The sequence below is a fragment of the Streptomyces rubellus genome (assembly GCF_036323805.1).
GTDB lineage: Bacteria > Actinomycetota > Actinomycetes > Streptomycetales > Streptomycetaceae > Streptomyces.
The window spans coordinates 151,343-163,714 of sequence record NZ_JAZDCX010000010.1; the positions used below are offsets into that span (position 1 = coordinate 151,343).

Sequence of the window (12,372 nt, forward strand, 5' to 3'; positions counted from 1 at the left end):
TTTCGATGCCGCGCAGTCTCAAGAAGGGGCCCTTCGTCGACGACCACCTGATCAAGAAGGTGGACACGCAGAACGAAGCCGGCACCAAGAACGTCATCAAGACCTGGTCCCGCCGCTCGATGATCGTCCCGGCCATGCTGGGCCACACGATCGCGGTGCACGACGGCCGCAAGCACGTCCCGGTGTTCGTCACCGAGTCGATGGTCGGCCACAAGCTCGGCGAGTTCGCGCCGACCCGCACCTTCCGCGGCCACGAGAAGGACGACCGCAAGTCGCGGCGTCGCTGATCTGCGGAAACAGCGAAGACCAATGACTGACACCGAAGGGACGACCATGGAAGCCAGGGCCCAGGCGCGGTACATCCGCGTCACGCCCATGAAGGCCCGCCGTGTGGTGGACCTCATCCGTGGCATGGATGCCACGGAGGCTCAGGCGGTCCTGCGTTTCGCTCCGCAGGCCGCGAGCGTGCCCGTGGGCAAGGTGCTCGACAGCGCCATCGCCAACGCCGCGCACAACTACGACCACACCGACGTCGACAGCCTGTTCATCTCCGAGGCCTATGTCGACGAGGGCCCGACCCTGAAGCGGTTCCGGCCGCGCGCCCAGGGCCGTGCCTACCGGATCCGTAAGCGGACCAGCCACATCACGGTGGTCGTCAGCAGCAAGGAAGGAACCCGGTAATGGGGCAGAAGGTCAACCCGCACGGGTTCCGGCTGGGCATCACCACCGACTTCAAGTCGCGCTGGTACGCCGACAAGCTCTACAAGGACTACATCAAGGAAGACGTCGAGATCCGCCGCCTGCTCACGCAGGGCATGGAGCGGGCCGGCATCTCCAAGGTGGAGATCGAGCGCACCCGCGACCGCGTCCGCGTCGACGTCCACACGGCCCGTCCGGGCATCGTGATCGGCCGCCGCGGCGCCGAGGCGGAGCGCATCCGCGGTCGGCTGGAGAAGCTGACCGGCAAGCAGATCCAGTTCAACATCCTCGAGGTGAAGAACCCGGAGACGGACGCCCAGCTGGTGGCCCAGGCCGTCGCCGAGCAGCTGTCCTCCCGCGTCTCCTTCCGCCGTGCGATGCGCAAGTCGATGCAGAGCACGATGAAGGCCGGCGCCAAGGGCATCAAGATCCAGTGCGGTGGCCGCCTCGGCGGCGCCGAGATGTCCCGCTCCGAGTTCTACCGCGAGGGCCGGGTCCCCCTGCACACCCTCCGCGCCAACGTGGACTACGGCTTCTTCGAGGCCAAGACGTCCTTCGGCCGGATCGGTGTGAAGGTCTGGATCTACAAGGGCGACGTCAAGAACATCGCCGAGGTCCGTGCCGAGAACGCCGCCGCCCGCGCCGGCAACCGCCCGTCGCGCGGTGGTGGCAACGACCGCCCGCGCCGCGGTGGCGAGCGCGGCGGCCGCGGACGCAAGCCGCAGCAGGAGAGGACCGAGGCCCCCAAGGCCGAGGCGAGCAGCTCCGCTCCGGCCGCCGAGAGCACCGGCTCTGCCGGGAAGGAGGCCTGACCGTCATGCTGATCCCCCGCAGGGTCAAGCACCGCAAGCAGCACCACCCCAAGCGCAGGGGCATGGCCAAGGGTGGCACCGAGGTCGCGTTCGGCGAGTACGGCATCCAGGCCGTCACCGCCGCCTACGTGACCAACCGGCAGATCGAGGCCGCGCGTATCTCCATGACGCGGCACATCAAGCGTGGCGGCAAGGTGTGGATCAACATCTACCCGGACCGTCCGCTGACGAAGAAGCCCGCCGAGACCCGCATGGGTTCCGGCAAGGGCTCGCCGGAGTGGTGGGTCGCGAACGTCAAGCCCGGTCGGGTGATGTTCGAGCTTTCCTACCCGAACGAGAAGATTGCTCGTGAGGCGCTCACCCGCGCTGCTCACAAGCTTCCGATGAAGTGCCGGATCGTTCGGCGCGAGGCAGGTGAGTCGTGATGGCGGCCGGTACCAAGGCGAGCGAGCTGCGCGAGCTGAGCGACGAGGAGCTCGTCGGGAAGCTGCGCGAGGCCAAGGAGGAGCTCTTCAAGCTCCGTTTCCAGGCGGCGACCGGACAGCTGGAGAACAACGGCCGGCTGAAGGCCGTCCGTAAGGACATCGCCCGGATCTACACCCTGATGCGGGAGCGCGAGCTCGGCATCGAGACGGTGGAGAGCGCCTGATGAGCGAGACGAATGTGACTGAGACGAACAACCAGCAGCGCGGCTTCCGCAAGACCCGTGAGGGTCTGGTCGTCAGCGACAAGATGGACAAGACCGTCGTCGTCGCCGTCGAGGACCGCGTCAAGCACGCCCTGTACGGCAAGGTCATCCGCCGTACGAACAAGCTCAAGGCGCACGACGAGCAGAACGCCGCGGGTGTCGGCGACCGGGTCCTCCTGATGGAGACCCGGCCGCTGTCCGCGACCAAGCGCTGGCGCGTCGTCGAGATCCTCGAGAAGGCCAAGTAACCCCCGAGAGCACTTCTCGGGACGAGTTCCGCCAGGCTCGGTGAGGTGCGCGCGGCACCGCGCGCACCCACCGGGAACCGGCAGACGATCAGGAGATAGACGTGATCCAGCAGGAGTCGCGACTGCGCGTCGCCGACAACACGGGAGCGAAGGAGATCCTCTGCATCCGTGTTCTCGGTGGCTCCGGCCGCCGCTACGCGGGTGTCGGGGACGTCATCGTCGCCACCGTCAAGGACGCGATCCCCGGTGGCAACGTGAAGAAGGGCGACGTCGTCAAGGCCGTCGTCGTGCGCACCGTCAAGGAGCGCCGCCGCCCGGACGGCTCGTACATCCGCTTCGACGAGAACGCCGCCGTCATCCTCAAGAACGACGGCGACCCCCGCGGCACCCGTATCTTCGGCCCGGTGGGCCGTGAGCTGCGCGAGAAGAAGTTCATGAAGATCATCTCCCTCGCGCCGGAGGTGCTGTAACCGATGAAGATCAAGAAGGGTGACCTGGTCCAGGTCATCACCGGCAAGGACAAGGGGAAGCAGGGGAAGGTCATCGTGGCCTACCCCCGCGAGAACCGCGTCCTGGTCGAGGGTGTCAACCGGGTCAAGAAGCACACCAAGGCCGGACAGACCGCCCGTGGTTCGAAGACCGGCGGGATCGTGACGACCGAGGCCCCGATCCACGTGAGCAACGTGCAGCTCGTGGTGGAGAAGGACGGCAAGAAGGTCGTCACCCGCGTCGGTTACCGCTTCGACGACGAAGGCAACAAGATCCGCGTTGCCAAGCGGACCGGTGAGGACATCTGATGACTACCGCCACCAACGTGCAGCCGCGCCTGAAGGTGCGCTACCGCGAGGAGATCGCGGGCAAGCTGCGTGACGAGTTCGACTACGGCAACGTCATGCAGATCCCCGGTCTCACCAAGATCGTGGTCAACATGGGTGTGGGCGAGGCCGCCCGCGACTCCAAGCTGATCGAGGGCGCCGTCCGCGACCTCGCCACGATCACCGGCCAGAAGCCGGCCGTGACCAAGGCCCGGAAGTCCATCGCGCAGTTCAAGCTGCGCGAGGGTCAGCCGATCGGTGCCCACGTCACCCTCCGGGGTGACCGCATGTGGGAGTTCCTGGACCGCCTGCTGTCGCTGGCGCTGCCGCGCATCCGCGACTTCCGCGGTCTGTCGCCCAAGCAGTTCGACGGCCGGGGCAACTACACCTTCGGTCTCACGGAGCAGGTCATGTTCCACGAGATCGACCAGGACAAGATCGACCGGGTCCGAGGCATGGACATCACCGTGGTCACCACGGCGAACACCGACGAGGAGGGCCGCGCCCTGCTGCGTCACCTCGGATTCCCGTTCAAGGAGGCCTGAGCAGTGGCCAAGAAGGCTCTGATCGCCAAGGCGGCCCGCAAGCCCAAGTTCGCGGTGCGTGCGTACACGCGCTGCCAGCGCTGCGGCCGTCCCCACTCCGTCTACCGCAAGTTCGGCCTGTGCCGCGTGTGCCTTCGTGAGATGGCCCACCGCGGCGAGCTGCCGGGCGTCACCAAGAGCTCCTGGTAAGTCCGCTCCGGCGGACCCAGGGACTCTCGGTAAGAGCATCCTGGCCGGCGAACGCCCGCCCCGCGTGCCCTAGGCTTGTGGGCTGGGCGCTCGCCGTCCATGACCGTCTTACTACGCCGTAGGTCCCCGCACCGCACCCGTCCCGTCGCGTACCGCGTACGGGGAGAGGGACGGCGCATACAGGAAACCCCGGCGAGAGAGGCCGAAGGCCATCACATGACCATGACCGATCCGATCGCAGACATGCTGACGCGTCTGCGAAACGCGAACTCGGCGTACCACGACACCGTCGTGATGCCGCACAGCAAGATCAAGTCGCACATCGCGGAGATCCTCCAGCAGGAGGGCTACATCACCGGCTGGAAGGTCGAGGACGCCCCGGTGGGCAAGAACCTCGTCCTGGAGCTCAAGTTCGGGCCGAACCGCGAGCGTTCGATCGCCGGCATCAAGCGCATCAGCAAGCCGGGTCTGCGGGTCTACGCGAAGTCCACCAACCTGCCGAAGGTGCTCGGCGGCCTGGGAGTGGCGATCATCTCCACCTCCCACGGTCTCCTCACCGACAAGCAGGCTCAGAAGAAGGGCGTGGGTGGGGAAGTCCTCGCCTACGTCTGGTAGCGGAAGGGAACGGAGGTAAGGCAATGTCGCGTATCGGCAAGCTCCCCATCCAGGTTCCCGCCGGTGTGGACGTCACCATCGATGGCCGTACGGTCGCCGTGAAGGGCCCCAAGGGCACCCTGACGCACACCGTCGCCGCCCCCATCGAGGTCGCCCGGGACGAGGACGGCACGATCCGTGTCACCCGCCCCAACGACGAGAGCCGGAACAAGGCCCTGCACGGTCTGTCCCGCACGCTGGTGGCGAACATGATCACTGGCGTGACCCAGGGGTACACCAAGCAGCTCGAGATCAGCGGGGTCGGCTACCGCGTCCAGGCCAAGGGCTCCAACCTGGAGTTCTCCCTGGGCTACAGCCACCCGATCCTCGTCGAGGCCCCCCAGGGCATCACCTTCAAGGTGGAGTCCCCGACGAAGTTCAGCGTCGAGGGCATCGACAAGCAGCAGGTCGGCGAGATCGCCGCGCGGATCCGCAAGCTGCGCAAGCCCGACCCGTACAAGGCCAAGGGCGTCAAGTACGCGGGCGAGGTCATCCGCCGCAAGGTCGGAAAGGCTGGTAAGTAAGCCATGGCATACGGTGTGAAGATCGCCAAGGGCGGTGCCCGCAAGGCCACCGCCGTCAAGCGGCGCCACATCCGCGTCCGCAAGAAGGTCTCGGGCACCCCCGAGCGCCCCCGCCTGGTGGTGACGCGTTCCAACCGCCACATGGTGGCGCAGGTCGTCGACGACGTCGCGGGCCACACGCTCGCCTCGGCCTCGACCCTGGACAGCTCGATCCGCGGCGCCGACGGCGACAAGAGCGAGCTGGCCAAGAAGGTCGGCGCCCTGGTCGCCGAGCGGGCGAAGGCCGCGGGCATCGAGGCCGTCGTGTTCGACCGCGGTGGCAACAAGTACGCCGGGCGGATCGCCGCCCTGGCCGACGCCGCCCGCGAGGCCGGGCTCAGGTTCTGAGCCGGTCCCCACGCAAGCGGACGCATAGAGAGAGGTAAATCCAATGGCTGGACCCCAGCGCCGCGGTGGCGGCGCCGGTGGCGGCGAGCGGCGGGACCGACGGGACCGGCGGGACGGCGGCGCGGCCGCCGAGAAGACCGCGTACGTCGAGCGGGTCGTCGCGATCAACCGCGTCGCCAAGGTTGTGAAGGGTGGTCGTCGCTTCAGCTTCACCGCGCTGGTCGTGGTGGGCGACGGTGACGGCACCGTGGGTGTCGGATACGGCAAGGCCAAGGAGGTGCCGGCCGCCATCGCCAAGGGTGTGGAGGAGGCCAAGAAGCACTTCTTCAAGGTCCCCCGGATCCAGGGCACCATCCCCCACCCGATCCAGGGTGAGGAGGCCGCGGGTGTCGTGCTGCTCAAGCCGGCCTCGCCCGGTACCGGTGTGATCGCCGGTGGCCCGGTGCGCGCCGTGCTGGAGTGCGCGGGCATCCACGACGTGCTGAGCAAGTCGCTCGGCTCGTCCAATCCCATCAACATCGTGCACGCCACGGTGGCCGCTCTGAAGGGCCTGCAGCGCCCCGAGGAGATCGCCGCCCGCCGCGGTCTGCCGCTGGAGGACGTCGCTCCCGCCGCTCTGTTGCGGGCGCGGGCTGGGGTGAGTGGCTGATGGCTCGTCTGAAGGTCACCCAGACCAAGTCCTACATCGGCAGCAAGCAGAACCACCGCGACACCCTGCGTTCGCTCGGCCTCAAGCGAGTGAACGACACGGTCGTCAAGGAGGACCGCCCCGAGATCCGCGGCATGGTGCAGACCGTCCGCCACCTCGTGACGGTCGAGGAGGTCGACTGAGATGGCTGAGTCTCCCGCGAGCAAGCCGCTGAAGGTCCACAACCTCCGGCCCGCCCCGGGCGCCAAGACCGCCAAGACCCGTGTCGGTCGTGGTGAGGCGTCCAAGGGCAAGACCGCAGGTCGTGGCACCAAGGGCACCAAGGCCCGCTACCAGGTTCCGGAGCGCTTCGAGGGTGGGCAGATGCCGCTGCACATGCGGCTGCCCAAGCTCAAGGGCTTCAAGAACCCGTTCCGCACCGAGTACCAGGTCGTCAACCTGGACAAGCTCTCGGCCCTGTACCCGGAGGGTGGCGACGTCACCGTCGCCGACCTGGTCGCCAAGGGCGCGGTGCGCAAGAACCAGCCCGTGAAGGTGCTGGGCAACGGCGACATCTCCGTGGCCCTGCGGGTGACCGTCGACAAGGTCTCCGGCTCCGCCAAGGAGAAGATCACCGCCGCCGGCGGTACGGTCGACGAGCTCGCCTGAGCACGATGACGGCCGAGTGACACGGCAAACCGGGGGCGCCCATGGGAACGGGCGTCCCCGGTCGGCCGTTCCAAGGGGGGCACGCTCGCCGGTAAGGTGGCGTGCGTTATTGACCTCCGCAGGTTTGCCCTGTGGAATCTGAATGTTTTATCCGTTGATCCTCACGACCGTAACCTCTCGCGTATGAGCGCGGGGGGCGCAGGAGGCACCGTGCTCACCGCGTTCGCCCGGGCGTTCAAGACGCCCGACCTGCGCAAGAAGCTGCTCTTCACCCTCGGCATCATGGTGCTCTTCCGGCTCGGGGCGCACGTCCCGGCCCCGGGGGTCAGCTTCGAGAACGTCAACCAGTGCGTGAAAGAGGCAGAGAGCGCCGGCGCCGGCCTCTTCGGCCTGGTGAACATGTTCAGCGGTGGCGCGCTGCTGCAGTTGACCATCTTCGCACTCGGGATCATGCCGTACATCACGGCGAGCATCATCCTGCAGCTGCTGGTGGTGGTGATCCCGAGGCTGGAGGCCCTGAAGAAGGAGGGGCAGTCCGGCCAGGCGAAGATCACGCAGTACACCCGCTACCTCACCGTGGCGCTCAGCGTGCTCCAGGCCACCGGTCTGGTGGCGACGGCGCGCAGCGGCAGCCTCTTCGCACAGTGCTCCGTCCGGGACCAGATCATCCCGGACGACTCGATCTTCACCACGATCACCATGGTGATCGCCATGACCGCCGGCGCCACGCTGATCATGTGGCTGGGTGAGCTGATCACCGACAAGGGCATCGGCAACGGCATGTCGATCCTGATGTTCGTGTCGATCGCGGCCGGCTTCCCCGGCGCCCTGTGGGCCATCAAGCAGCAGGGCAACCTCGCCGACGGCTGGATCGAGTTCGGCGTGGTGATCATCTGCGGTCTGGCGATGGTCGGACTGGTGGTCTTCGTCGAGCAGGCCCAGCGCCGCATCCCGGTGCAGTACGCCAAGCGGATGATCGGGCGTCGCTCGTACGGCGGCACCTCCACCTACATCCCGCTCAAGGTGAACCAGGCGGGTGTCATCCCCGTCATCTTCGCGGCCTCGCTGCTCTACATCCCGGCGCTGATCGTCCAGTTCAGCGGCTCCCAGGCGGGCTGGGCCGACTGGATCAACCAGCACTTCGTCCGGGGCGATCACCCGTACTACATCATCACGTACTTCGTGCTGATCGTCTTCTTCGCCTTCTTCTACGTCGCGATCTCCTTCAACCCCGAAGACGTTGCCGACAACATGAAGAAGTATGGTGGCTTCATCCCGGGTATCCGGGCAGGTCGCCCCACGGCCGAGTACCTGAGCTACGTGCTGAACCGCATCACGTGGCCCGGTTCGCTCTATCTGGGCCTGATCGCTCTGGTGCCCACCGTCGCGCTGGTGTTGTTCAACGCGAATCAGAACTTCCCGTTCGGCGGGACCAGCCTCCTCATCATCGTGGGCGTTGGTCTGGAGACCGTGAAGCAGATCGAGAGCCAGCTGCAGCAGCGCCATTACGAAGGGTTCCTCCGCTGATGCGAATCGTCCTCGTCGGGCCGCCGGGCGCGGGCAAGGGTACGCAGGCCGCGTACCTGGCCAAGAACCTGTCCATTCCGCACATCTCCACCGGTGATCTCTTCCGCGCCAACATCAGCCAGGGCACCCCGCTCGGGCAGAAGGCGCAGGAGTACATGCGCGCCGGGCAGCTCGTGCCGGACGAGGTCACCATCGGCATGGCCAGGGACCGCATGGCGGAGCCGGACGCCGCGGGCGGCTTCCTGCTCGACGGTTTCCCGCGCAACCTCTCCCAGGCCGAGGCCCTGGACGGGATCCTGCGCGAGACGGGGACGGAACTGGACGCGGTGCTCGACCTGGAGGTCCCCGAGGACGAGGTCGTGAAGCGGATCGCCGGACGGCGGATGTGCCGCAACGACAGCACGCACATCTTCCACGTCGAGTACAGCCCGCCGAAGGCCGAGGGCGTCTGCGACGCCTGCGGCGGCGAGCTGTACCAGCGCGAGGACGACAGCGAGGACACCGTCCGCAAGCGGCTGGAGGTCTACCACAGCGAGACCGAGCCGATCATCGACTACTACAAGGCGCAGGAGCTGGTCGTGACCATCTCGGCGCTCGGCAGGGTCGACGAGGTGACCAGGCGCGCGATGGAGGCGCTCGGCCGCTCCGCCTAGCGGTGCGAGGACGACGACCGGCCGCGGTGCCCCGTTCGGGTGCCGCGGCCGTATCGTGTAGAGGTGGACCGGTGCGCCGCGCCGGACGATGGTGACCGAATCGGACAGCTGGAAGGCATCAGCCGCATGGTGGAGCTCAAGACCCCCGAGCAGATCGCGAAGATGCGAGCGGCAGGCCTGGTCGTCGCCGCGATGCACGCCGCGTGCCGCGAGGCGGCGGTGCCGGGCGCGACCACCAGGGAGCTGGACGAGGTCGCCGCCAAGGTGCTCGCCGACCACGGCGCCAAGCCGAACTTCCTCGGTTACGGCGGTTTCCCCGGCAACATCTGCACCTCCGTGAACGACGTCGTCGTGCACGGCATCCCGGACAGCGAGACGGTCCTGAGGTCCGGCGACATCATCTCCGTCGACGCCGGCGCGATCGTCGACGGCTGGCACGGGGACGCGGCGATCACCGTCTTCGTCGGTGAGGGGCACGCCCCGGAGCTGCACGAGCTGAGCCGGGTCACCGAGGAGTCCATGTGGGCCGGCATCGCGGCCATGCGCAAGGGCAACCGGCTGGTGGATGTCTCCAAGGCGATCGAGGGCTACATCCGCCGCCAGCCCCGCCCGGCCTCCGGCCGCTACGGGATCATCGAGGACTACGGCGGGCACGGCATCGGCAGCCAGATGCACATGGACCCGCACCTGCTGAACTACGTCGACCGCCGCCGGGGCCGCGGCCCGCGGCTGGTGCCGGGGATATGCCTGGCGATCGAGCCGATGGTCAGTCTGGGCACCGCCAAGACGCACGTCCTGGACGACGAGTGGACGGTCAAGACCGACGACGGCTCCTGGGCCTGCCACTGGGAGCACTCGGTGGCCCTGACCGAGCAGGGTCCGCTGGTGCTGACCGCGCCGGACGGCGGGAAGGCGAAGCTGGCCGAGTACGGCATCACGGCCGCCCCCGACCCGCTGGCCTGAGGCCGGGCCCCGGGCCCCGCGCGGGACGGCCTCCGCGGTCTTCCGGTGCCTCCCGTGCCCCCGTACCTCCGGTTTCTCTTTCCCGGCTTCCCCCGGTTCTTTCCCTCCGGGCCGCATAAGGATCTCCCCGGATGGGCATACATCCCCGATTCGTGTTTCGCCGCGCCGTGTCGTAGACTGGCTCGTCGGTCCATGTGTGCCTGCGCGCACCCACGGGCTGATCCAGGTAGCCGATCCCGGAAGGTGAAGCGCTCAAGCATGGCCAAAAAACAAGGGGCCATCGAGATCGAGGGCACCGTCGTCGAGTCTCTCCCGAACGCGATGTTCAAGGTGGAGCTCCAGAACGGGCACCAGGTCCTCGCGCACATCAGCGGCAAGATGCGGATGCACTACATCCGTATCCTGCCCGACGACCGTGTCGTGGTGGAGCTGTCTCCCTACGACCTGACGCGCGGGCGGATCGTCTACCGCTACAAGTAGATCTCTTGCCCTCACCCCGTTCCCGCGGGGTGGTGGCCTGACCCGGAGAACCTCACATCCCATGAAGGTCAAGCCGAGCGTCAAGAAGATCTGCGACAAGTGCAAGGTGATCCGCCGCCACGGCCGGGTCATGGTGATCTGCGAGAACCTGCGCCACAAGCAGCGCCAGGGCTGACGTACGACCCACCTCGCACCTCGCGGCTCTTCGCGCGACGCAAGCGACACAACCAGATACGCAGTCACCCGACCCCCCGCCGTGACACCTCTCACTGTCGGTGGGGACGACACCCCCGGACGGAGGCCGGGGACCCGGCTCGTACATCGCTACGGGAACGGTGCTGCGGAAGACCTCCGAGTAGAAACCAGGAGCCACGTCCATGGCACGCCTCGAAGGCGTTGATCTCCCGCGCGACAAGCGTGTGGAGGTCGCCCTCACCTATGTCTTCGGCATCGGCCGCACGCTGTCCCAGCAGACGCTGGCCAGCACCGGGGTGAACCCGGACACGCGCGTCCGCGACCTGACCGAAGAAGAGCTGGTCCGGATCCGCGAGTACGTCGAGGCCAACATCAGGACCGAGGGTGACCTCCGTCGTGAGATCCAGGCCGACATCCGCCGCAAGGTCGAGATCGGCAGCTACCAGGGTCTGCGGCACCGTCGCGGCCTCCCCGTCCGGGGCCAGCGCACCAGCACGAACGCCCGGACCCGCAAGGGCCCGCGTCGCGCGATCGCCGGCAAGAAGAAGCCGGGCAAGAAGTAGTCCGCACCGGACACCGACGACAGGTCCGGACTGCAGGACCGACCACCTCCACAGGAGAAACTCTTTATGCCTCCGAAGGGCCGTACGGCCGGCGCCAAGAAGGTGCGCCGCAAGGAGAAGAAGAACGTCGCCCACGGGCACGCTCACATCAAGAGCACGTTCAACAACACCATCGTTTCCATCACCGACCCCACCGGCAACGTGATTTCCTGGGCCTCCGCCGGTCACGTGGGCTTCAAGGGCTCGCGCAAGTCGACGCCGTTCGCCGCGCAGATGGCCGCCGAGTCGGCCGCCCGTCGCGCGCAGGAGCACGGCATGCGCAAGGTCGACGTGTTCGTCAAGGGTCCCGGCTCCGGCCGTGAGACCGCGATCCGCTCCCTCCAGGCCACCGGCCTCGAGGTCGGCTCGATCCAGGACGTCACCCCGACCCCGCACAACGGCTGCCGCCCGCCGAAGCGTCGCCGCGTCTGACCAGCTGAAGTAGGAGATACACGACTATGGCGCGTTACACCGGGGCCGACTGCAAGCGTTGCCGTCGGGAGAAGCAGAAGCTCTTCCTCAAGGGAGCCAAGTGCGAGAGCGCTAAGTGCCCGATCGAGATCCGTCCTTACCCCCCGGGTGAGCACGGACGCGGGCGCACCAAGGACAGCGAGTACCTGCTGCAGAAGCGTGAGAAGCAGAAGGCCGCCCGCATCTACGGAGTCCTTGAGAAGCAGTTCCGCGGTTACTTCAACGAAGCGAACCGCAAGCAGGGCAAGACGGGTGAGAACCTGCTCCAGATCCTGGAGTCCCGTCTGGACAACGTGGTCTACCGGGCCGGCTTCGCCAAGTCACGCGACCACGCCCGTCAGCTCGTCCGTCACGGACACATCATGGTGAACGGTCGCAAGACCGACATCCCGTCGGCTCGGGTCTCCCCGAACGACATCGTCGAGGTCCGTCCGGCCTCCCGCAACATGACCCCCTTCCAGGTGGCTCAGGCGGAGGCCGGCGAGAAGACCGTGCCGGCGTGGCTGGAGGCCATCCCGTCGAAGATGCGGATCCTCGTCCACTCGCTGCCCGAGCGCCAGGTGATCGACACCCAGGTGCAGGAGCAGCTGATCGTCGAGCTGTACTCCAAGTAGTCCGGAGTA

24 protein-coding genes are annotated in these 12,372 nt (G+C 67.3%); all 24 read left to right on the forward strand.

Annotated elements, in window-relative coordinates; genetic code table 11:
* The first annotated feature begins 5 nt into the window (after positions 1-5).
* Entirely contained in the window at positions 6-287 is a 282-nt protein-coding gene (rpsS, locus tag V1L54_RS14130; RefSeq protein WP_020869258.1) for a 30S ribosomal protein S19, read from the forward strand.
* Positions 288-333: 46 nt separating this feature from the next.
* On the forward strand, positions 334-681 hold the full coding sequence (gene rplV, locus V1L54_RS14135; RefSeq protein ID WP_006130776.1) for a 50S ribosomal protein L22: 348 nt from the start codon (positions 334-336) through the stop codon (positions 679-681).
* Entirely contained in the window at positions 681-1,511 is an 831-nt protein-coding gene (gene rpsC, locus V1L54_RS14140; protein WP_330118332.1) for a 30S ribosomal protein S3, read from the forward strand. Before rplV ends, rpsC begins: the two co-directional genes overlap by 1 nt.
* A gap of 5 nt (positions 1,512-1,516) precedes the next feature.
* On the forward strand, positions 1,517-1,936 hold the full coding sequence (rplP, locus tag V1L54_RS14145; RefSeq protein WP_100201535.1) for a 50S ribosomal protein L16: 420 nt from the start codon (positions 1,517-1,519) through the stop codon (positions 1,934-1,936).
* On the forward strand, positions 1,936-2,160 hold the full coding sequence (rpmC, locus tag V1L54_RS14150) for a 50S ribosomal protein L29 (RefSeq protein WP_100201536.1): 225 nt from the start codon (positions 1,936-1,938) through the stop codon (positions 2,158-2,160). The genes rplP and rpmC overlap by 1 nt, the downstream gene beginning before the upstream one ends.
* Positions 2,160-2,447 (forward strand): 30S ribosomal protein S17, encoded by a 288-nt coding sequence (rpsQ, locus tag V1L54_RS14155; protein ID WP_330118333.1) that lies wholly within the window; start codon positions 2,160-2,162, stop codon positions 2,445-2,447. Before rpmC ends, rpsQ begins: the two co-directional genes overlap by 1 nt.
* A 101-nt stretch (positions 2,448-2,548) precedes the next feature.
* A complete protein-coding gene (rplN, locus tag V1L54_RS14160; RefSeq protein ID WP_100201538.1) occupies positions 2,549-2,917 on the forward strand; it encodes a 50S ribosomal protein L14 in 369 nt (122 codons plus the stop codon).
* 3 nt (positions 2,918-2,920) lie between these two features.
* Positions 2,921-3,244 carry a 50S ribosomal protein L24 gene (gene rplX / locus V1L54_RS14165; RefSeq protein ID WP_330118334.1) on the forward strand — a complete coding sequence of 108 codons (324 nt, stop codon included), beginning with the start codon at positions 2,921-2,923 and terminating at the stop codon, positions 3,242-3,244.
* Entirely contained in the window at positions 3,244-3,807 is a 564-nt protein-coding gene (rplE, locus tag V1L54_RS14170) for a 50S ribosomal protein L5 (RefSeq protein WP_330118335.1), read from the forward strand. The genes rplX and rplE overlap by 1 nt, the downstream gene beginning before the upstream one ends.
* 3 nt (positions 3,808-3,810) lie before the next feature.
* Complete coding sequence (locus tag V1L54_RS14175) at positions 3,811-3,996, forward strand: type Z 30S ribosomal protein S14 (protein ID WP_004571834.1); 186 nt, start codon at positions 3,811-3,813, stop codon at positions 3,994-3,996.
* A 216-nt stretch (positions 3,997-4,212) separates the two neighbouring features.
* Entirely contained in the window at positions 4,213-4,611 is a 399-nt protein-coding gene (gene rpsH, locus V1L54_RS14180; RefSeq protein WP_093660615.1) for a 30S ribosomal protein S8, read from the forward strand.
* Positions 4,612-4,634: 23 nt separating this feature from the next.
* Entirely contained in the window at positions 4,635-5,174 is a 540-nt protein-coding gene (rplF, locus tag V1L54_RS14185; protein ID WP_330118336.1) for a 50S ribosomal protein L6, read from the forward strand.
* Positions 5,175-5,177: 3 nt separating this feature from the next.
* On the forward strand, positions 5,178-5,561 hold the full coding sequence (gene rplR, locus V1L54_RS14190) for a 50S ribosomal protein L18 (RefSeq protein ID WP_330118337.1): 384 nt from the start codon (positions 5,178-5,180) through the stop codon (positions 5,559-5,561).
* 43 nt (positions 5,562-5,604) lie between these two features.
* Entirely contained in the window at positions 5,605-6,210 is a 606-nt protein-coding gene (gene rpsE / locus V1L54_RS14195) for a 30S ribosomal protein S5 (RefSeq protein ID WP_100201544.1), read from the forward strand.
* A complete protein-coding gene (rpmD, locus tag V1L54_RS14200) occupies positions 6,210-6,392 on the forward strand; it encodes a 50S ribosomal protein L30 (protein ID WP_100201545.1) in 183 nt (60 codons plus the stop codon). The genes rpsE and rpmD overlap by 1 nt, the downstream gene beginning before the upstream one ends.
* A 1-nt stretch (position 6,393) precedes the next feature.
* Positions 6,394-6,858, forward strand: coding sequence for a 50S ribosomal protein L15 (rplO, locus tag V1L54_RS14205; protein WP_100201546.1), 465 nt, complete (start codon positions 6,394-6,396; stop codon positions 6,856-6,858).
* 210 nt (positions 6,859-7,068) lie between these two features.
* The gene (secY, locus tag V1L54_RS14210) at positions 7,069-8,385 is read left to right on the forward strand and encodes a preprotein translocase subunit SecY (RefSeq protein ID WP_330118430.1); all 1,317 of its coding nucleotides are present in this window, start codon (positions 7,069-7,071) and stop codon (positions 8,383-8,385) included.
* The gene (locus V1L54_RS14215) at positions 8,385-9,038 is read left to right on the forward strand and encodes an adenylate kinase (protein WP_330118338.1); all 654 of its coding nucleotides are present in this window, start codon (positions 8,385-8,387) and stop codon (positions 9,036-9,038) included. The genes secY and V1L54_RS14215 overlap by 1 nt, the downstream gene beginning before the upstream one ends.
* Positions 9,039-9,164: 126 nt before the next feature.
* Positions 9,165-10,001, forward strand: a complete 837-nt coding sequence (gene map / locus V1L54_RS14220) for a type I methionyl aminopeptidase (RefSeq protein WP_330118339.1) — start codon at positions 9,165-9,167, stop codon at positions 9,999-10,001.
* Positions 10,002-10,259: 258 nt separating this feature from the next.
* Positions 10,260-10,481, forward strand: coding sequence for a translation initiation factor IF-1 (gene infA, locus V1L54_RS14225; RefSeq protein ID WP_003948620.1), 222 nt, complete (start codon positions 10,260-10,262; stop codon positions 10,479-10,481).
* A gap of 61 nt (positions 10,482-10,542) precedes the next feature.
* Positions 10,543-10,656, forward strand: coding sequence for a 50S ribosomal protein L36 (gene rpmJ, locus V1L54_RS14230; protein WP_009740505.1), 114 nt, complete (start codon positions 10,543-10,545; stop codon positions 10,654-10,656).
* A 202-nt stretch (positions 10,657-10,858) separates the two neighbouring features.
* On the forward strand, positions 10,859-11,239 hold the full coding sequence (gene rpsM / locus V1L54_RS14235) for a 30S ribosomal protein S13 (RefSeq protein WP_100201550.1): 381 nt from the start codon (positions 10,859-10,861) through the stop codon (positions 11,237-11,239).
* A gap of 66 nt (positions 11,240-11,305) precedes the next feature.
* A complete protein-coding gene (gene rpsK, locus V1L54_RS14240; protein ID WP_004571845.1) occupies positions 11,306-11,710 on the forward strand; it encodes a 30S ribosomal protein S11 in 405 nt (134 codons plus the stop codon).
* Positions 11,711-11,736: 26 nt separating this feature from the next.
* Positions 11,737-12,363 carry a 30S ribosomal protein S4 gene (rpsD, locus tag V1L54_RS14245; RefSeq protein ID WP_330118340.1) on the forward strand — a complete coding sequence of 209 codons (627 nt, stop codon included), beginning with the start codon at positions 11,737-11,739 and terminating at the stop codon, positions 12,361-12,363.
* Positions 12,364-12,372: the final 9 nt, after the last annotated feature.